Here is a 19042-nt window from a genome sequence, read left to right on the forward strand (position 1 = left end):
GTCCGTGGCGTGAGCGGCCCTCAGAGCGCGCAGAGGTGCCAGAGAGGCCATTCCGCCCGTGCCCCGTCGACGGGGTCGTGTGCGTCGATGTGGCGCCGTGGAGAGGAGTCGTCGTGCGACGCCCTGCCACTCCGTGCGGTCGCCCGAGTCTCGTGGAAGGTGCGGCTGGAGGTCCCTCGGGGCTCATCGTGTTCGGAGGGAGCACTGAGACCGCGGAGGAACGGCGGGGCCCTGGGGGCGCGGAACCGTTTCGGCCCAACGTCAATATGGGCTGAGGATCTCTCGGAAGGGCGGATAGGGACGCGGTACCAGTCCGATAGGTTGCGCTATGTCCACTTTCCCTCTCAAAAGGGGGTGTGACGCGTCTCATATGCCTCGACGGGTCAGCAAATTGTGGCCTTGCGGTTTTGGGGAGTTCCGGATGTCCGTTCGGCGTCCTTACCTGCGCAAACGTCCCCGAATCGGTGAATCGTCCACTGGCGGTGGAGTGGTCCTGAGGTGTCACGGAGAAAACGACTCGCGTTGCACCCGACTCACGGCCCCGTGATGACGCACCATAGAGGATGGGGTAAAGACATGCGGGGGCCTTGTGGTCGTGGCGGGCCGCGTGCCGAACGGTGCGTAGGCGTGTGTGCGGCGTGAGGCCTTCTGGTCTGCCATCGACCCCGGACGAACACACGACGCAGGAGCTCAGCAGATGACGCATCAGCACGTCCACCGGCGGGGATGGCGACGCCTCCTGATGACGTTCCTGATGCTCAGCGGGTTCATCCTCCTCCCACTGACCAGCGCGACCGCGAACCCCCTGTGCCCCGGGCAGCCGGCCCCGGTGCCGGAGTCGGCCGATAGTGGGTCCGATGGCTTGTTGGTGCCGCCCAGGTCTCAGTCGGCCATCGAAGGGGCGCCGGACGGTCTGCCACCTGATGCCAGCATGTACGGCCAGTACGGGACGGCCGGGCAGCAGTGGCACATGATCACCGAGTCCTGCGTCGACGGGATCGCGAACGGTGCCCAGGCAACTCTGGCGAACTCCGCCTGGGACCTTTCGAAGACCATCAACCAGTCGACCATCACCGTGTACCAGGCGGCGACCTCCGACGGCCTGCTCGCCAGTTTCACGGAGACCGTCGAGAGCGTCGTCATCGCTCTACGGGAAGGCGTGTGGCGTCCGCTGATTCCGACCATCGTCATTCTGGGGGCGATCTGGCTCGGGTGGTTCGGTCTGATCCGTAAGCGGATGACGCTCACCATTGAGTCCACCATCTGGATGGTGGCGGCGACGACGCTCGGGATGTGGATCCTCATCAACCCCGCACAGGTGATGGGGTTGGGCAGCAGTTTGGTGAACTCGGGTACTCAACTGGTGACCAGTGTCGTCGGTCAGGTGCCTTACGGCGGAGGTTCTGGCACCTGTCCTGCCGGAGCTGAGCCGCCGGAGCGGGCCGACTGGGAGTCCGAGTCCGACTTCCAGGTGCGCCGAAACGCTGACATGATGTGGTCGAGTCTGGTCTGTCAGCCCTGGGTCGCGGGTCAATTCGGAAGCGGAAGTCTTGCGGAGGACGTTGCGATCGACCATTCGATGGACCTGATCGCGGCCCAAGGGGTCAGTCGAATCGAGCAGCAACAGATTCTAGACGAGGAACTTGATGCCGCTTCGCTTTTCACGGAAAAGCAAGAGGCTTATCAGGCTATCTCCTCTGATATCGAGTCAACGTATCCGAGCGTTTATCCCGTGTTCTCTGGCGAGGATCAGGCAAGTCGCATCGGTGTCGCGACCCTGGCCCTCTTCGCCTCGCTCTTTGCAGGCGGATTGATTCTTGCCGGTTCGGTGGCGCTTATTGTTCTGAAAATCGGATTCATGTTGCTCTTCATGCTATCTCCGATTTTCCTGCTCATCGGTATTCATCCTGGCTATGGGCGTATGGTCTTGCTGCGATGGGTCGAGCTGATGGTGGGCTTCCTGCTCAAGCAGATCTTCGTGGTCCTGCTCATCGCCTTGCTGGTGATGAGCTACGGCATCGTCATGTCGACGAGTCTGGGATGGGGGCTGCAGATGATCCTGCTGGCCCTCTTCACTCTGGCGCTCTTCATCTACCGGAAGACCTTCGTCTACCTGTTCGCCTCGGTGAACGCGAACACCTTCACCTCGCGGATCGTCAACGACGCGGCGCGCAGCCAGGCGCTCGGAGGTAGCGCGGCCGTGCTGCCCCCGGTCGCCTACCTCAAGGCACAGAACTGGGGCCGTCGCAATGCCGGGTTGGTCGCGGGTGCCGCGGCGGGTGTCCCCGCCAATGGGACCCCCGCTCCCGGCGCGACCACCGACGCCCGGGCCACGGAGGACGCCCCGGGAGAGGTGGGGGAGCCCGTCCGAGCGCGGGGCGCGGGTGGCTACGGTCGGGTGCGGGGCAACGAGACCGCGCCTCCCCTCAACGTCAACCGGCGCGGTGCCCCGGCCACGAGTCGGACTACGAGTGGTGGCCGTACGTCGGACCAGGCCCCCAGCCTCTCCGGTAACGCGAACTCGGGGAATGGGAACATACCTCCTCGGCCCACGGGCGGATACACCGGCACCGGGGACAGCGGCTGGGCCGCGGTCTTCGGCCCCGGGGGCAGGAACGACGCCCCGGCTCGCAACCAGTCCGGTGGTTCGGGCGGGGGCGGAGGGTTCGGTGGTGTCGCCGGAAACTCCCGGGCCGCCGGTGCCGAGCGTTCTGAGCCGAGTACCGGGCGGGGCATCTTCAACGGCCGCGAGGACACCCCGGCACAGGGCAATATCGGGAGCCGTGGTTCACGGTGGGGCAGCCCCAGGGAGAAGCGGGAACGGCCGGCGCCCCAGCGTCCGTCCCGTCCGGCCCCGCCGCCCGCGGGTGGTGGCCGAGGCGACCGCGAAGGTGGTTGGCTGTCCGGGTCCGACCGGCGCCGCGACAGTGCTCCCATCACCCCGTTCTGGGGCGAGGGCGGCAACTCCACGCGGGACCGCAAACGCGATGTGCCCTTCTGGCTGAACGACGACTAGTCCTCCGAGTAGACGACAAGGCAACGGACGACCATGCCCAACCCTCTCCCCGAACGCGCACAGCGGTGGATCGTGATCGGTCTCATCGTGGCCTTGGCCGGGTTCGGGATCTACTTCAGTCTCGGCGGATTCGGCGGGGAGGACCAGGAGGCCTCGGAACTTCCCCGGGAGACCGCTCCCTCAGTGGAAGAGGGAGACGCGCCCGGCACCCCCGGCGGACTGGCCACGGTGCCACCGAGCCCCATTCCGACCACCGACGTCGACGACCAGGACGTGCTCGGCTGGTTCCCATTCACCGAGGCGGAGTTCCAGGCCGCCGGGGCGACGGCCACGGCCTTCACCGAGGCCTACGGCACCATCGACTACTCCGGATCGCCGGAGACCTACTACGCGTCGATGGAGGCACTGGCCACCGACGAGTACGCGGAGGTGCTCTCGGACGCGAACCGGGTCGGGGCCTTCTGGGAGGAGATGAGCGAGGCGGAGGCGGTCGCCCAGGGGCGGGCCGAGGTGGAGTCCGTTCGCACCTTCGGCGCCGACTCCCTCACGTTCGTGGTCACCGCCCAGTCCATCACCGAGACGGGTGACGCGGGGTTCGACGAGGACTTGGGCGAGTTCGCCGTCACCGTGCTCAAGGACGGCGGATCCTGGGCGGTCTTCGACTTCCAGCCCGCCGACGCGGGCCAGTTCGGAGAGGAGTAGCCACGTGCTCTGGCAGCGGCAAGCCCCATTCCCTGAGGCGAACGGTTCGTGCCTGGCCCGCGCGGGGGTGATCGCGGCGGTCGGTGTCGCCGGTCTGGTCTTCCTGACGTTGATGGTGGTTCCGGCGATCACCAACAACGACGTCGGATCCTGGCTCGCGTCCGGAGTGGTCTGTGGCCCCAACGCCGACGCCGACCAGCCGGACAGCAGTGAGTACGCCATGGACTCGATCCCCGAGAACTACCTGGAGCTCTACCGTGAGGCGGGTGAGGATCGCGGGGTTCCGTGGAACATCCTCGCCGGGGTCGGTCAAGTCGAGTCCCATCATGGGCGTTGGGACGGACCAGGGATCACCGAAGGGCACAACGACTGGGGCGCCTCGGGCCCGATGCAGTTCGGATCCCTGGACGGCTCCGCGGCGGGCAACAGTTGGGGCGGCGAGCCGATCCAGGCCGTGGAGGATCGCCCGGAGCAGGGATACGGCGTGGACGGCAACGGTGACGGGATCGTCAGTGTCTACGACCCGGCCGACGCGATCCCCGCCGCGGCCGACTACCTCCTGGCCCACGGGCTCGAGGACGACGTGCGCCGCGCGATCTACGGCTACAACCACGCCTGGTGGTACGTGGACGATGTCCTGGAGTGGGCCGACCGCTACGCCGAGGGCGACTTCGACACCACCGACTCCATTCGTTCGGCGGTGCTCTGTCAATTGGACGAAGAGGGGGCGCCCATCGGACGTGCCCCCGACGAGCTGACCCAGGCCGTGGTCGACTGGGCTCTGGACCAGCGCGGAAAGCCCTACATCTGGGGTGGTACCGGTCCCGCCGGCTACGATTGCTCCGGGTTGACGATGAAGGCCTACGAGAGCATCGGGGTGACGGTGCCCCGGGTCTCGCAGGACCAGTGGAGTTTCGGCCCGGAAGTGCCGATGGGCGAAGAACAACCCGGGGACCTGGTCTTCTTCGATGTGACGCGGCCAGGTGAGCCTCCGGGCCCGGGGCACATGGCGATGGTGATCGGCGATGGCCTGATGGTCGAGGCGTGGTGCACCAACTGTGGACCGATCGCGGTGCGCGAGTACGATGACCCCAATCGCGCGGACATCGTGGGTTTCACCCGTCCGCTCGAACACCCCGAAGTGAAGGCCCAGCTGGAAGCGCAGGCTTAACCGTGTCGGATACGGCGACTGAAGACCCCTCCGAGCGCGAGGCACCGGCCACAAAGGGACTGCACGGTTGGAAGGCCGCTGCGGCGATCTTCGGCTGTGGCTCGATCGCCGCCTTCGGTGTTTTCGGAGTGATCGTGGGTGTGCTCAGCCTGTTGATCAATAGCGCGTCTTCTGGATTCTCGGGATCGGAAGAAAGTGCACTGACCGGGACGCAGTCAGCTCAACCCAGGGAAGAGTTGGCGCCAGGGGCGATGAACCTTTGTGATGACTATCTGCCGAGTATTTCTGAGATCAGCATCAATGAGACCTGGAATAGTAGCCACTTCGATGAGGCTGAAGACGCCTCCTATGAACCCTCCCAGGGGAGAATGGTTTCGGGCGAGTGTCGCTTTACGATCGCACCGCAATATGGCAGTACCGCACTCTGGGATTTCGAATTCGAGTTTGATGCGGTGATCCAGAGTGCTGATTCGGGCAGGGATCAGGCTGCATCTGATAATTTTGCAGATAAAATATCTTCAGTAAGCGAAGAATTTCAGAGTTTGCAGAATCAGGATTCTCATGACTGGACTCAAGATGTCCAGTCCTTCTACGGGACAGATGAGTCCGGCGCGTCTCAGTATCTCGTTGTCGCGCAGACGCGCAGTGCGACGTACGAAATTCGGTTCACGGGAGACACCAGCGGCGTCGAGGCTGGAGAGGTGCCGGAGTTCGACTTCGAGCGTCAGGCACGCGACTTGGTGAACAGGCTGGATGGCAGGCTCTACAGGGTCATCCCTGCCTGAAGTCAAATCGAAGCCCGGTCAGGCGACGCCGGCCATGAAGTGGTGGCGGCACAGGGTCGTGTACGACTCGTTGCCGCCGATGTGGACCTGTTCGCCCACGTACACCATCACGCCGTCCACGACCCTCGCGTTGTGCGTGGCGCGGTTGCCGCACCAGCAGCGCGCGTAGACCGGCAGGATCTCTATCTTGTCGGCGAGCTCCACCAGACGTTGTGAGCCCGGGAACAGCTGCCCCTGGAAGTCCGTGAGGATGCCGTAGCAGTAGACGTCGATCCCCATGCCGTCGACCACGCCCGCGAGCTGGCCGACCTGCTTGTACGACAGGAACTGTGCCTCGTCGCAGATGACGTACGGGGCCTTGCGGTCGGCGATGTCGTCGTACAGGTCGAGGGTGTCCCCGACCTCGACCGCGGGGGACTTCAGGCCCAGGCGGGACGAGATGATGCCGGAACCGGCCCGGTCCTGCTTCGTGTACAGAACGCCTTCGCCGCCGCGCGAGTGGTGTTCCTGGAGCGCCATCGTGCTCTTGCCCGAGTTCATCGAACCGGTGAAGTACTTCAGCTCCGCCATGTCTCTTCCTCGGCCGGGGGCGCTGGGCAGGGGCGCCCCGGTACTTCGCCGAGGCCAGAGGTGAACATACCAGCGGCGCACCCCGCCCACTCCACCCGATCCGCGCCCTCGCGCGACCGCGCTCGGGTCGCTGTGGGGCCCGTGGGCCGCACGCGTCGTGCGGGGTCCCGTGGCTGGGCGGTTTCACCTCGGGCGAGGGGCAGTGAGGGGCCGAAGTCGCGTCCGCGGTGTGGTGCACGGCACCTGTGGGGGCGGTGGCGGGTGATCCGTTCGAGACGCGTTCGTCGCCGGTCCGTCGTACCTTCCGGGGGTGCTGTCGGTCGCCGGGACGGGGACCCTCGCACCCGTGATGGGATGGGTGTTCTTCGTAAGGGGAGAGGCACCGCGAAGCGCGAACAACTGCTTCGATATGTTTGGTGCACCTTGTCCCAATTCAAGGGCTCAGCGTCGAGGGGGATGCGACATTGCGGCGTGGTCAGGTCACACGAATAGTGGAGAGCCGTTGGTTCTCGAATGCCATGTTCATGGTGATTCTGGTCAATGCCGTGATATTGGGATGGGCGACTTACGGGGGTTCGGTGCTTCCGTATCTCCTCGTCGCCGAGCGGTTCATCATCGGCCTGTTCGTCGTCGAGATGCTCCTCAAGCTCTACGCCTGGCGGGGGAGCTTCTGGAAGGACGGCTGGAACTGGTTCGACTTCGCCGTGGTCCTCGTGTCGCTGATCCCGGCGGCCGGGCCGTTCGCGGTGCTGCGGATCCTCCGCGTACTGCGCATCCTGCGCCTCATCACCGCGGTGCCGCAGATGCGGCAGATCATCGGCGCGCTCTTCCGGGCGGTTCCCGGGATGGGCACGGTGATCGGGTTGCTGCTCATCGTCATCTACGTGTCGGCGATCCTGGGCCAGCAGCTGTTCGGTGAGGCGGTGCCCGAGTTCTTCGGTGACCTCGGCACCACGCTGTACACGATGTTCCTGCTCATGACCACGGAGAACTGGCCGGACGTCTCGGACGCGGTGCTCGAACACCACCCGCAGGGGTGGCTCTTCTTCGTGCTGTACATCGTGCTCACCGCGTTCATCATGCTCAACCTGGTCATCGGTGTCATCGTCACCGCGATGGAGCAGGAGTTCAGCAAGAGCCGTTGGGAGGAGGACCAGCAGTTGGAGCTGGTCCAGCACAACGCGGTGATGACCCGGCTGGCGGAACTGAGCGCCCAGGTGCGTCATCTCGAGGATCGGATCGCGACCGGCTCGCCGCACCCCGACGGTTCCGCGTCCACCGAGTCCGTCGCCGCGCACGGCGACCACGGGGTGCCCTCCGGGTCGCCGGGGGACGGCGCTGGTCCCGAGGCCGAAACCGGGGAACGCGACGCGTCCGGCTGAGAAATGCCGCCGCGAAAAGGTGCAGGAAAAGGGGCCCACCGGGAAAACGAGTAGTGAAACCCCGGTGGGCCGTCCCTACCCTCGCTAGGAATTATGGACGACCGGAGGGGGTGTGCGCGAGGGTTTGATGGAACCCTTGTGGGTTTTCCTTCCTGGGATCGCCCGAACGGGGGCGAAGGAGACAAGTCTCCGTTCGCGCACCCTGGGAGGATCGGTGTCGAATGTCGGGGCCGTGACCCCTCGGATCCCGTGCCTCCGCCTTACCCGCGGTGACGCACATCGGGACCTCCGTCCCGAACGGGGTCGGGTTCCTGTTTCTCGGAGTCTCGGGACCATGGTCGAGATCCGCGCGCGTTGCTCGGTTCGACGGTCGCGAGGACCCGTGCGGCCGATCCCGGATCGTGAGACGTGAGAGGCGCGCCGCCGTTCTCACCGGCCTCGACAACAGTGGCCGAGCCGTGATCGGGCCTTGACCGGAGGCGACGGGGAACCGGCCACCATGAGTCCGGGCCGGATCCCACGGCCCTCACCCCCCTCACGTCCCGAAAGGCCCCCTCGTGCAGAAGGCCACCCCCGCTCGCGGCCCCGGTCTCGGGCGGAACTTCCACCGGTTCTGGCTGGGAAGCCTGGCCGGCAACCTCGGGGACGGGATGATGCTGATCGCCCTGCCCCTCGCCGCCGCCCTGATCACCGACGACCCTCTGCTGGTCTCCGGGCTGATCGCCTCCCGCTACCTGCCCTTTCTGCTGTTCGGCCTCGCGGCGGGGGTGATCGTGGACCGGGTCGACCGCGTGCGGCTCATGGTGGCCGCCAACCTCGTGCGGACCGGTGCGCTCGTCGCCCTGGCGGTGGGCATCGCCACCGGCCACGCCGGCCTCTGGGTGCTGTACGCGGTCATGTTCATCGTGATGACCGGTGAGGTGTTCCACGACCTCGCCGGCCGGGCCCTCATGCCGGATCTCGCACCGGCCGGCACCATCGACCGGGCCAACGGGCGGATCGAGGGCGGTCGCACCGTCACCCAGGACTTCGCGGGGGGACCGCTCGCCGGTTTCCTCTTCGCGATCGCCGCGTTCGCGCCCATCGCGGTCAACGCCGGTGCCTACGCCCTCGGTGCCCTGGTCCTGCTCGGCCTGCCCCTGGCGGTCCGCCGTGTCCCCGGCCACGAGGAGCCTGGCACCGTGCGGGCCTCGCCCCTGGCCGACCTGCGGGAGGGGTTCGCGTTCGTCTTCCGGGGCAGCTCCCTCGGCCCGATCCTCCTGTTCAATCTCGCGCTCAACACGGCGTTCACCGCGTTGATGGCCGTCATGGTGCTGATCGCCCAGGATCACTTCGGTGTTCCCGCCGCCCTGTACGGGGTGTTCCTGGGGTCCTCCGCCGTGGGCGCGCTCCTGGGCGCGACCACCGTCGGCCTTCTCGTCGCCCGTGTCGGCCGGTTCCGCCTGGAGCTGGTCCTCATCAGCGCCACCGGGCTGTGCTTCCTCGCCTTCGGGGCGGCCCCCGACGCCTACGTCGCCATGGCGGCCTGGATGCTCCTGGGTTACGTGATCACCTCCTCCAACATCGTGATGCTCGGCGCCATCCAGCTCATCGTCCCGGGCCACCGGCTCGGCCGGGTGATGTCGTTCGTCCAGGTGTCGGGAACCGCCTTCGGCCCGGTGGCGGCCCTGCTCGCCGGTGCTCTGGGCCGGGTGGAGCTCCACTACGTGCCCCTCGCCTCGGGTGTCCTGGTGCTGGTCTCCCTGGCCTTGGCCGCCCCCGCGCTGCGCCGCGTGGTCACCGAGGCCGACCGGATCGAGACCGCACGGATCGCCGACGGCGCCGACCGACACGAGGGGTGACCACTCCCGGCCGGCCTGTTCGCGCCTTCGACGCCTCCCGCGCCGGGGGTGGGAGCGTTCCGAGGGGTGGCCGGCGGACACCGACCGAGCCCTCGGGGAGCCCCGAGTGGCGGACGCCGCCGGCCGACCAGGACCGGGCCGGCGTGTGGTGGGCGCTTCCCCACACGCCGGCCCGGGTTCCGCGCGGCGCGCACCGGTCCACCGGCACACGGCCCGGGGCGACACGGAGCGCTCACGGAGCGACCGCCGGAGCCGCGTCGATCGGTGCCGTGCCCGTGCGAGCCGGGCGTGAGAGGGCCGGAACGGGCCCGAGAGACACAGGGAGATCGACCATGAAGTACATGCTGATCATGCGGGCCACCGAGAAGGGCTACGCGCGGATGAGCGAGTTCGACTTCGACGAGATGCTGGAGACGATGGGCCGGTTCAACGAGGAACTCGCCGAGGCCGGTGTGCTGCTCGCCGCGGAGGGCCTGCGGGGGCCCGAGGAAGGTGCCGTGGTCGACTACGCCTCCGAGCCGCCGACGGTGACCGACGGTCCCTATGGCGGGGCCAAGGAGCTGTTCGGTGGCTTCTACCTGTTGAACGTCGCCTCCAAGGAGGAGGCGGTCGACTGGGCCCGGCGGATGCCCGCTGCCGGTTCGGGGTTCAAGACCGAGATCCGTCGGGTGAGCACCATCGACGAGTTCCCGCAGGACAACCCGTGGATCAAGAAGGAACGGGAGTGGCGCGAGGCGCACGGTCAGCTCTGACCGGTCGCCGCGGCGGGGCGGCGAGTGAATCCACCCTTCGGGAGGTCGACGCCTCGGACCGGTGGAGGACCCGGACCGAGGGATCCGGGGTCGGGTGACCGTTCGGCGAGGTCACGCGGCCCCGGAGCCCGGCCGGCCGTCGCCGCGGGCCACGCGACCGTCCCGTACCGGAGCGCGGGATCGACGCGGCGGTCCGCGCGGACACCGATCCGGGAAACGTCGATACGCCACCGCGTCCCGCCGGCCGCGCCGCCGGGCCCGCGCTCTCCACGTCCCGGCGGGGCCGCCCGCGCCGGGGCGACCCCCGCCGGCTCAGCCGCGCAGACGTTCGGCGGACCGGGGCCCGGTCGGCTCGTCGCCGGGGAGGCCTCCATGGTCGTCCTCGGCGCCGGCGCCCACGGAGGTCGGTGCGCCACCGGTTCCGGTGGACCCGACCCCGTGCCGCTCTTCCTCGGCGCGGATCCGACGCTCACGGAGCAGCCTCTCCCATCGACGCCGCGTCGCCACCGTGTCCGGGTGGTCGGGGCCCAGCACCCGGCGACGGTCCCGCCACACGAGTTCCAGCTCCCGCGCCGCCCGTGCGGGCTCGCCGGCCCGCGCCCGTCGGCACGCGAGGTCGTGTCGACAGCGCAAGGTCGCGGGGTCGTCGGCGCCCGACACCTCCGCGTGGACGCCCGCCAACCGCTCCAGGTCCTCGACGGCGCCGCGCGCGTCACCGGCCGCTCCGCGCCAGTGAGCGAGATTGTGCAGGGTGATGAGCGTGCTCGGGTGGTCGGGGCCCAGCCGCGCGCGTTGCTCCTCGAGCAGCCGTCGCGCGTCGGCGGCGGCTCCGATCGGATCGCCGGCGTCGGCGCGGCACAGGGTCAGGGCACCGCGGACGCAGAGGACCTCCGGCCGGTCCGCGCCCGGCCACCGACGCAGGTCGTGCAGCAGGTGTCGGAAGCGGACCGTGGCACCCGTCAGGTCTCCGGCCCACGCCCGTAGGTAGGCCAGCGAGTACCGGGCGCGCAGGGTGGTCGGCCCGTCGGGGCCCTCCACCACCAGGTGCCGTTCGTAGGTCTCCTCCAGCGCTCTGTGGGACCCCTCCAGGCACATCTCGCGGTAGGGGAGCGGGCCCTCCGCCGCGCCCGCCCACAGGGGCGTGCGCGTACGGAACAGCAGGGGGTGCGGCTCGACGTCCCACAGTGAACCCTCCGGGGCCCGGGCGCGCAGGGTCTCGGTACTGGCGAGGAGCCGCCACTCCAGGGGCGCGCCCCGGCAGGTGTCCGGCCACACGGTCATGAGCCCGTCGGCCGCGGTGCGCACGCTCTCCTGCCCGGGTGGGACGTGGGGGTGGTCGTGGGCGGCGATCACCAACGGGGTGTCCCGGGTGATCAGGTGCAGGCGTTCCAGGGACGCCAACGCCAGCCGGACCTCGTGTTCGGCCAGCCGGCGCGGTGGGTAGACGCGCCGCCCGAGGTGGGTGCGGAACGGGCGGGACACCAGGACCTGCTCGGGCGCGGCCAACGGGCTCAGCAGGGAGATCAGGCCCATGAGGGGGCGGGCCACGCCGATCGGCCGGTGGCGGTCGGCGCGGGCGAGGGCGGGTTCGCGAGCGTCCCGTGAGTCGGCGATCAGCTCCAGGTAGGCGGCGCAGGAGGTGCGTCGGTCCGCCATGTACGCCACGGCCTGGCCCAGAGCGAGCGGGTGCCGGTCGAGGACCTCCGCGAGAGCGGTGAGCTCGGTGAGCGTGTGCGGGACACGGGCCTCGGTGAGGGCGGCGCGCAGGTACCCGCGGGCCTCGGCCTCGGTGAAGGGGCCCACCTCGACCACGGGTCGGTGGCCCGGCGAGAGGTCCGCGCGGGAGAGGCGGGTCGTGACGATCATCCGGCCCCGGTCGTGCCCGGTGGCCGGCCACAGGTCGGCGCACGCGTCCGGGTCGGTGAGGTGGTCCCACACCACCAGTCGGCGCCGTTCCACGCCCTGCGGTGGCTCGCTCCACCAGGACAGGAACCGTCCGGCGGCCAGTTCGGGGTCGTCGGGGCAACGGTCGAGCAGACGACGGGCCGCGTGGGCGTAGGCGAAGACGACCCCGTCCCGGGACGTGGCGTCGGCCCAGACCACCAGGGCGTCCGGAGCGGCGGACAGCAGGGCGCGGGCGTGGTGGGCCGCCGCCTGGGTCTTGCCCGTCCCGGCCGACCCCGTGAGCACCTGCTCCTCGTCGAGCGGCGGATGGTGCTCGCGCGGTTGGAAGTGCGCGACCGGTTCGGGGATGGGAACGGGTCCGTTCTTGTCGCCGTGTCGGGGAGCCAACAGCCACACCCTTCCCAGGGTTAGGGGGTTTCGGTCGATCCAGTTCCCCTCACGCAGGGGAGTCAATCCCATCGTTTTTGTTAGCCCAGGTCGCCGAGTCGGCGTGCCCGAAACGTGACCGAAAACGGACGGGAGGGGCGATCGAGCACCCCGAAGCCGGGACATCCGCGCGTCCCCCTCCGTGTGGCCCCGTCCGCGTCCCTGCGTCGCGCGGTCCACGCCCCGGTTCCGGTCGGTGCCGTCATGCCCGTGCGGCCGGTGCGTGGCCCTGGGGACGGGCCGGCGCGCGCCGACGGCCGTGTTCGCCGCCGGGGGAGGGGTTCCGTGGCGGTCCACGGCGTCGACGCCGACCCACGGGACGGCCGGGCACGGGCGAGCGCGCCGAACCGCGCGGGGGCGCACGACCGGGCGGCCCGGCCCCGGGCGGTCGGTCGCCGCCTGACCGCACCCGGCCACGCCGAGCCACGCCGGGGCTCTGGTCCCCCGACCTCACCCCGGAGTAAGAAAGGCGCATGACCGTCCAACGGGAGCGCCGGGAGCGCCTTCTCGGTGCCATCCGGCTCGTCCGCGTGCTCTACCAACAACTCGCGGCGACCGCCGAGGACGGCTCACCCGAGCAGGCCGACTACGAACGCGGCGTGCTCTTCTACGTCGATGTCGAACGCCGCGCCCACCTGTTCGGTGAGGAGGCCCGGGACGTGGTGCTGCGCGAGTATCCGCTCCTGGCCGAGGAGTTGTCCGTACTGCTGCGCCGACGCGGCGAGCGCGCTCTGAGCACACGTGAACGGGAACTCGTCGTTCGCCGCCGCCGGATCGCGCTGACCCCGGTCGCGCCGCGACGGCGGGAGCCGGGAGAACACCCCCGGGTGTGGTTCCTGGGCGGCCAGCCGGGCGCGGGCAAGGCCTCACTGCGGGAGGTGCTGCGCGACCGGTCGGGGGCTCCCGGCACCGTGGTGTACGACCCGGTCGACGACGTCGAGGCCCACCCGCTGTTCGCGCAGATCTTCGCCGACGACCACCTCGCCGCGGCGCGTGTGGCCGCCGACGACCTGGACCCCGCGCTCGCGCGCGCGTGTCTGGAGCACATCCGTTCCGGCCCCTATGACGCCGTGGTGGTGGACCCGCTCGGCGACCTCGACGGCGCGCGTCGGCTCGTCCGTCCCTTCGCGGAGGCCGGTTACCGCGTGGGCGTGGTCCTGGTGGCGGTCCACGACTCGGTCAGTCTCCTGGGACTGGCACGGAGGTTCCAGCGCGGGTTGGCGGAGCAGGGGTTCGCCCGCTGGGTGGATCCGGAGGAGCACCATCGCGCGTACACGGCCCTGCCCGCGGTGGTGCGGGGCCTGGAGGAGGATCCGGCGGTGCACGCCGTTTGCGTCGTCGACCGGGACGCGAGCGTCGTCCACCGTAACCACCGTGCGGCCGACGGGGCGTGGGCGTACCCGCCCGGCGCGGCGGAGGCCCTGATCGCCGAACGGGATCGACCCCCCACCGAGGCGGAGACGGCCCGTTTCCACGCGGAGTTGACCGCGCTGCGGTCCCCCTCCGATGACGGCGGCCCCGAAGGCTGAACGGCGCGTCCGCGGGAACCCGGGTTCACGACGGGATGCGCCCCGCTCCGCCTCAGGCGCACGATCTCGGAGAGCGGTCCGATCCGCCGCCCCGGGGCGTTCCGAAGGGCGTACGCGGCCGTCCCGTCGCGGCCGGGCCGACGGCGCCCCCTCACTCCCTGACGATGGTCTGGGCGAGGTCCCGGCGTTCGTCGGGGTACTCCAGGCGCAGCGCCTCGGCCACGATGCGCAGGTCCCGCTCACCGGTGGTGCCCAGCGGCTGCACGGAGGCGATGGCCCCGTCCGACAGCCGCGCGCGCACCTCCGCCGGGGCGCCGCGCCGGGGTTCCCGCGCGCCACGGTGCACCCACACCAACCCACTCTCCTCCAGACACTCCACGCCCGTGAAGTCGCAGTCGGCGAGCACGCCCCGTCGGTTCTGTTCACTGGACCAGCTGATCACGTGCACGCCCCCGGAGTCCTCACCTCCGCGCACGTAGGTGACCCGCAGTCCCTCACGCACCTCGTGCACCCGCACCGGCGACCATCCGCGATGGTCCAGGACGGCGATCCGGTACTGGAAGTCCTGGACCTGGGCGAGCGAACGCTGGTCCGCGTACTTGTCCCGCATCACCTCGGAGGCCAGGGGCAGCATCGCCAGGGCCGCCACCGCCACGGCCAGACCGGGAAGCACACCCGGTCGCCAGGGGGCCGGAGTCCGGAACGTGAGCGTGCAGGCGCCCATGGCGACGGTGGTCACCAGCGCGGTGACCGCCGCGGAGTTCGCGGCGATACCGCCGGGCAGCGGGGTGAACGAGGGGGCGAGCAGCGCCAGCGTCACCGGCACGGCCAAGGCCGTGCCGACCACCAGCGCCGCCGTCGCCGTGGCGTACGCGAAGCCCGTACGCGCCAGCCATCGACGGGCCAGCGACCACATGATCAGGATGCCGCCGACCGCGACCGGGGTGAGCACCAGGGCCCCGAGGCTCACGCCGCTCAGGGACAGGGCGCGCTGGATGTTCCAGACCCCGATGGGGAACAGCGCCATGGTCGGGGCCGCCACCAGGCACAGCACGAGGATCGAACCGACCGCGGCGATCCGAGATCGGTCCGTGTTCGCGCGTGGTGGGACACCATTCATCAAACCCGGACCATCCTCCTGGCGGAAGGGCCACGTTACGCCTCTTGGTGCCGGGGCGCCAGATGAGCCGCCCGGGGATCGGCCGAGACCGCGTCTCTCAGCGGCCCAAACGCCGCACGTAGGGGCGGCGGGCCGCGTCGAACTGCGCCCACTTGGGGTCGAGCTGGGTGCGCAGTTGGATCTTCCCCTCGGGCCAGTCCATGAGCGCGGTCTCGAACTCGGGCAGCACCCCGGACTCCGGGTCGAGGTAGTAGACGTACATCCGTTGCCCGGAGCCGGTCTGCTGCATGAACAGGGCGCCGTTGTCGCCGAGGATCCCGGCGATCCGGGCCTCCAGTTCGGCGAGGGCCGTGGTGGAGGTGTCCTGGGGCAGCCGGTCCGCGTCGGCGTGCGTGTAGGGCGCCAGTACCTGCACGAACAGCGACAGCGCGGGGAAGTCGCGACGGGTCACGGGGTGGCGGAGCAGGATCTCCACCGCGCCCTGCAACGGCAACCGGCCGTGCAGGGTCACCCACCCGTCGGTGCCGCCGAGCAGGTCGCCCATCTGCTTGGCGACGGCCGGCATGGAGGTGGGCGAGAGCGGGTCCAGGGGGCGTTCGTCGAGGGGGGCGACCCGGCCCACCCAGCGCACCACCTCGTCCTCGCCCAACGCCAGCAGGGTGACGTGGTCGGCCAGGGCCTGTCGGGTCTCCGTCGACAGGAACATGTTGTCGGGGTGGTACACGCCCACGTCGATCCTGCCGTTGCCCTGGTCGACGCGCATCGACACGGACACGTGCGACAGGTCGAGTTCGTGGTCGTCCCAGCGCACCGTGGTCGAGAGCCGGTCATGGTCGGCCGGAAGGACCGGCCGGAAGATCCACTGGGCGTCCTCGGGGGCCGAACGGGACCATCTCTCGGACAGGACGCGCGCGTCCTCGGAGGCTCCCGGGCGGAGCGTCATCGCGTAGGCGGGCGCGTTCGTGAACCTGGAGGGGTCGTCCAGCGCGGCGAGCTGTTCCAGCAGCTTGGCGGGGTCGATGTCGGTCGACAGGTCCATGTCGTCGAGTCCGCCGCTCTGGGGCTCGGGGGCCTTGCCGACCTCCCAGTCCAGGTCCGGATGGATCGCTCGGAGCAGCGTGGTGACCTTCTCGGACACCTCGGCCGGGACGGGCGTGTCGGAGTCCACGGACTCGGCCAGCGCCGAGCGCACGGAGGACCATGCGTCCCAGAACGCGGTCACCGCGGCGGTGGCCGCGGAGGCTGCGGAGTCGGTGGAGTCGTTGGAGCGGCGACGACGGAACAGAGCCATGTGTCGATTTTCGCAGAAACCGACGAGTACCTCCGCCGTCCCCGTGCGCATACCCTGGACACCACTATGACTTTGCGTGTACTGGCCGCCATGTCCGGCGGGGTCGACTCCGCGGTCGCCGCCGCCCGCGTGGCCGAGGCGGGATACGACGTCACCGGCGTCCACCTGGCCCTTTCCAAGAACCCACAGTCCTACCGCACCGGCGCCCGTGGCTGCTGCACGGTGGAGGACTCCCACGACGCCCGCCGCGCGGCGGACGTCATCGGCATCCCCTTCTACGTATGGGACATGTCGGAGGAGTTCGACCGGGAGGTGGTGCAGGACTTCGTCGCCGAGTACGAGGCCGGCAACACCCCCAATCCGTGCCTGCGCTGCAACGAGAAGATCAAGTTCGAGGCCGTGCTGGACCGCGCGGTCGCGCTGGGCTTCGACGCCGTGGCCACCGGCCACCACGTGCGCAAGCTCGACGGACGTCTGGTGCGCAGCGTGGACGAGGCCAAGGACCAGTCGTACGTGTTGGGCGTGCTCGACGCGGAGCAGCTGGAACACGCGATGTTTCCGCTGGGCGACTGCACCAAGGAGGAGGTGCGCGCGGAGGCGGAACGGCGCGGGCTGTCGGTGGCGGACAAGCCCGACAGCCACGACATCTGCTTCATCGCCGACGGTGACACCGCCGGGTTCCTCAACCGTCGGCTGGGGGAGAAGCCCGGGCCGATCCAGGACGAGGAAGGCAACGTGGTCGGCTCTCACCGTGGATCGCACGCCTTCACCATCGGCCAGCGCAAGGGCCTGGGGCTGGGCGGGGCTCCGGACCCGCGCTACGTGCTCTCCATCGAGCCGGTGAACAACACGGTGACCGTGGGCCCGCGTGCGTCGCTGCGGGTGGACGAGATCGTGGGACGCCGGCCGATCTGGAGTGGTGGCGCGCCGCTCACCGCGCCGACCGAGTGCCACGTGCAGTTGCGTGCGCACGGAGAGGTCTACCCGGCCACGGTGTGGCAGCGGGAGACGGACGAGGGGCCCGAGCTCCTGGTCCGCTTGGCCGAGCCCGCCCAGGGTGTGGCCTCCGGCCAGGCCGTGGTGGTCTACGACGGCGACACGGTGCTGGGGTCGGCGACCATCGCCGCCACGTCGCGCGCCGACGCCCGACCGGTCGACGTCTGACGTCGCGTCGGTCACGTCGAGGCCACCAATCGGGTTCTGCGACCTTCGCCTCTTGCCGAACTTAGGTTAGGCAATGCAAAGTTGGTGGGGTCGAGGTCAGTAAGGGGTCGTTCCATGCCGCAGTTCGCGTTCCTTGAGGGTCAACCCTTCTGGGTCGTCTACGTCACCCTGCTCGTGGTGATCCTCCTGCGCGCCCCCGCCACCTACCTGCTCGGCCGCGGCATCGGCGCGGGGGTCAACCGGGGGCGGATCGGCGCACGCCTGGGCCCCAGACTGGACGCGGCCAAGGCGCGCATCGACCGCTACGGCGCCCCGGTGGTCACGCTCGGCTTCTTCACCGTGGGCATGCAGACCGCCATCAACTTCTCCGCCGGGGCGGTGCGCATGCGCTTCCCCGTCTACTTCGCCGCGGTGTTCGTCGGCGGGTTGGCCTGGGCGGGCCTGTGGGGCACGGTCATCTCCGGGCTCGTCGGCACCTGGTTGGTGCTGTTCCTCAACTCGCCCTGGACCGCGATGGGCGTCGCGGTCCTCGCCCTGCTGGTCGTCACCGTCCTGGTCCTGCGCCACCGCCGACAGCGGGCCGGGGCCGACGAGGACGACGCACCCGCCTCCGCGCGGGAGGAGCAGGCCCCCGCCGAGGCCGCCTGAGCCGCCGTCGTCGTCCGGGCGGCGACCACCCCGGCCCGTGGCCCGACGGTCGTCGAGCGACCCCTACGGTGGTGCCATGCGTATTGCGACGGACGCGGTCCTGTTCGACATCGACGGCACACTCGTGGACTCCACCCCCGCGGTGGAGCGCACCTGGCGCCTGTGGGCGGAGGCCCACGGCGTCGACCCCGACGCGGTCCTGGCGGTCTCCCACGGTCGACGCTCGGAGGACACCATCGCCCTGTTCCTGCCCGACGACCGGGTCCAGGACGCCGCCGACGAGCTGGAGGAACTCGAACTCGCCGACGTGGACGGGGTGGTGGCCCTGCCGGCCACCGGGGAGTTCCTCGGCGCCCTGCCCGACCACCGTTGGGCGGCCGTGACCTCCGGCGGACGCCGGCTCATGCGCACGCGCCTGGCCACCGCCGGTCTGCCCGTCCCCGGAGTCCTCGTCGCCGCCGAGGACGTGAGCGTCGGCAAGCCCGACCCCCAGGGCTACCTCAAGGCCGCCGCCGCGCTCGGATACGCCCCCGAACGCTGCCTGGTGGTGGAGGACGCGCCCGCCGGGATCCGGGCGGGAGTGGCCTCCGGAGCCACCGTCCTGGCCGTGGCCACATCGCACGAACGGTCCGCGCTGGAGGGCCTGGGCGCCGTCGCTGTCGTCGACGACCTCACCTCCTGCGCACTGGAGACCACCCCCGACGGCGCGGTGCTCACCCTGCGCTGAACCCGTGTTGCTC

15 protein-coding genes are annotated in these 19042 nt (G+C 69.9%); 11 read left to right on the plus strand and 4 right to left on the minus strand.

Annotation, left to right across the window (positions count from 1 at the left end; translation table 11 throughout):
• Nucleotides 1-697: 697 nt before the first annotated feature.
• From DSY14_RS01765 to DSY14_RS01780, 4 genes are read left to right on the plus strand one after another with little or no spacing between them, the layout of a single operon-like run.
• A complete protein-coding gene (locus DSY14_RS01765) occupies nt 698-3016 on the plus strand; it encodes a type IV secretion system protein (protein WP_211714630.1) in 2319 nt (772 codons plus the stop codon).
• A 33-nt stretch (nt 3017-3049) separates the two neighbouring features.
• Entirely contained in the window at nt 3050-3718 is a 669-nt protein-coding gene (locus DSY14_RS01770) for a hypothetical protein (RefSeq protein WP_211714631.1), read from the plus strand.
• A 4-nt stretch (nt 3719-3722) separates the two neighbouring features.
• Nucleotides 3723-4889: a bifunctional lytic transglycosylase/C40 family peptidase gene (locus DSY14_RS01775; protein ID WP_211714632.1), complete on the plus strand. Its 1167-nt coding sequence runs from the start codon at nt 3723-3725 to the stop codon at nt 4887-4889.
• A 2-nt stretch (nt 4890-4891) separates the two neighbouring features.
• Nucleotides 4892-5674, plus strand: a complete 783-nt coding sequence (locus tag DSY14_RS01780) for a hypothetical protein (protein ID WP_211714633.1) — start codon at nt 4892-4894, stop codon at nt 5672-5674.
• A gap of 18 nt (nt 5675-5692) precedes the next feature.
• Here DSY14_RS01780 and DSY14_RS01785 read toward each other — a convergent pair whose 3' ends face one another.
• Nucleotides 5693-6244, minus strand: a complete 552-nt coding sequence (locus DSY14_RS01785; protein ID WP_211714634.1) for a thymidine kinase — start codon at nt 6242-6244, stop codon at nt 5693-5695.
• A 518-nt stretch (nt 6245-6762) separates the two neighbouring features.
• Here DSY14_RS01785 and DSY14_RS01790 point away from each other — a divergent pair.
• The 3 genes from DSY14_RS01790 to DSY14_RS01800 all read left to right on the plus strand — a co-directional run bounded on the left by DSY14_RS01790 (nt 6763) and on the right by DSY14_RS01800 (nt 10219).
• On the plus strand, nt 6763-7626 hold the full coding sequence (locus DSY14_RS01790) for an ion transporter (protein WP_374223970.1): 864 nt from the start codon (nt 6763-6765) through the stop codon (nt 7624-7626).
• Between the two features lie 557 nt (nt 7627-8183).
• Complete coding sequence (locus DSY14_RS01795; RefSeq protein WP_211714636.1) at nt 8184-9467, plus strand: MFS transporter; 1284 nt, start codon at nt 8184-8186, stop codon at nt 9465-9467.
• A 332-nt stretch (nt 9468-9799) separates the two neighbouring features.
• The gene (locus DSY14_RS01800; protein WP_211714637.1) at nt 9800-10219 is read left to right on the plus strand and encodes a YciI family protein; all 420 of its coding nucleotides are present in this window, start codon (nt 9800-9802) and stop codon (nt 10217-10219) included.
• A 312-nt stretch (nt 10220-10531) separates the two neighbouring features.
• Here the strand turns inward: DSY14_RS01800 and DSY14_RS01805 are convergent, their stop codons facing one another.
• Nucleotides 10532-12520: a tetratricopeptide repeat protein gene (locus DSY14_RS01805; protein WP_374223971.1), complete on the minus strand. Its 1989-nt coding sequence runs from the start codon at nt 12518-12520 to the stop codon at nt 10532-10534.
• Nucleotides 12521-13023: 503 nt separating this feature from the next.
• Between DSY14_RS01805 and DSY14_RS01810 the strand changes: the two genes are divergently transcribed.
• Nucleotides 13024-14079 (plus strand): zeta toxin family protein, encoded by a 1056-nt coding sequence (locus tag DSY14_RS01810; RefSeq protein ID WP_211714639.1) that lies wholly within the window; start codon nt 13024-13026, stop codon nt 14077-14079.
• Between the two features lie 151 nt (nt 14080-14230).
• On the opposite strand, the gene DSY14_RS01815 is transcribed toward DSY14_RS01810, so the two are convergent.
• Both DSY14_RS01815 and DSY14_RS01820 read right to left on the minus strand, forming a co-directional pair.
• Complete coding sequence (locus DSY14_RS01815) at nt 14231-15199, minus strand: hypothetical protein (RefSeq protein ID WP_211714702.1); 969 nt, start codon at nt 15197-15199, stop codon at nt 14231-14233.
• 97 nt (nt 15200-15296) lie between these two features.
• Nucleotides 15297-16490, minus strand: a complete 1194-nt coding sequence (locus tag DSY14_RS01820) for a DUF695 domain-containing protein (RefSeq protein WP_211714640.1) — start codon at nt 16488-16490, stop codon at nt 15297-15299.
• A gap of 66 nt (nt 16491-16556) precedes the next feature.
• On the opposite strand from DSY14_RS01820, the gene mnmA reads away from it, so the two are divergent.
• The 3 genes from mnmA (at nt 16557) to DSY14_RS01835 (ending at nt 19029) form a co-directional block, all read left to right on the plus strand.
• Nucleotides 16557-17654: a tRNA 2-thiouridine(34) synthase MnmA gene (gene mnmA, locus DSY14_RS01825; RefSeq protein WP_249187174.1), complete on the plus strand. Its 1098-nt coding sequence runs from the start codon at nt 16557-16559 to the stop codon at nt 17652-17654.
• 114 nt (nt 17655-17768) lie between these two features.
• Complete coding sequence (locus tag DSY14_RS01830; protein WP_211714641.1) at nt 17769-18302, plus strand: DedA family protein; 534 nt, start codon at nt 17769-17771, stop codon at nt 18300-18302.
• A gap of 76 nt (nt 18303-18378) precedes the next feature.
• Nucleotides 18379-19029 carry an HAD family hydrolase gene (locus tag DSY14_RS01835; protein WP_211714642.1) on the plus strand — a complete coding sequence of 217 codons (651 nt, stop codon included), beginning with the start codon at nt 18379-18381 and terminating at the stop codon, nt 19027-19029.
• Nucleotides 19030-19042: the final 13 nt, after the last annotated feature.

It is taken from the genome of Nocardiopsis sp. MG754419, from assembly GCF_018207095.1.
In the GTDB taxonomy this organism is placed as follows: Bacteria; Actinomycetota; Actinomycetes; order Streptosporangiales; family Streptosporangiaceae; genus Nocardiopsis.

What these genes read in the sequence shown, in the direction of transcription:
- DSY14_RS01765 (WP_211714630.1), top strand. Translation starts at nt 698, where the DNA reads ATGACGCATCAGCACGTCCACCGGCGGGGATGGCGACGCCTCCTGATG.
- DSY14_RS01770 (WP_211714631.1), top strand. Translation starts at nt 3,050, where the DNA reads ATGCCCAACCCTCTCCCCGAACGCGCACAGCGGTGGATCGTGATCGGT.
- DSY14_RS01785 (WP_211714634.1), bottom strand. Translation starts at nt 6,244, where the DNA reads ATGGCGGAGCTGAAGTACTTCACCGGTTCGATGAACTCGGGCAAGAGC.
- DSY14_RS01790 (WP_374223970.1), top strand. Translation starts at nt 6,763, where the DNA reads ATGTTCATGGTGATTCTGGTCAATGCCGTGATATTGGGATGGGCGACT.
- DSY14_RS01800 (WP_211714637.1), top strand. Translation starts at nt 9,800, where the DNA reads ATGAAGTACATGCTGATCATGCGGGCCACCGAGAAGGGCTACGCGCGG.
- DSY14_RS01810 (WP_211714639.1), top strand. Translation starts at nt 13,024, where the DNA reads ATGACCGTCCAACGGGAGCGCCGGGAGCGCCTTCTCGGTGCCATCCGG.
- DSY14_RS01815 (WP_211714702.1), bottom strand. Translation starts at nt 15,199, where the DNA reads ATGAATGGTGTCCCACCACGCGCGAACACGGACCGATCTCGGATCGCC.
- DSY14_RS01820 (WP_211714640.1), bottom strand. Translation starts at nt 16,490, where the DNA reads ATGGCTCTGTTCCGTCGTCGCCGCTCCAACGACTCCACCGACTCCGCA.
- mnmA (WP_249187174.1), top strand. Translation starts at nt 16,557, where the DNA reads ATGACTTTGCGTGTACTGGCCGCCATGTCCGGCGGGGTCGACTCCGCG.
- DSY14_RS01830 (WP_211714641.1), top strand. Translation starts at nt 17,769, where the DNA reads ATGCCGCAGTTCGCGTTCCTTGAGGGTCAACCCTTCTGGGTCGTCTAC.
- DSY14_RS01835 (WP_211714642.1), top strand. Translation starts at nt 18,379, where the DNA reads ATGCGTATTGCGACGGACGCGGTCCTGTTCGACATCGACGGCACACTC.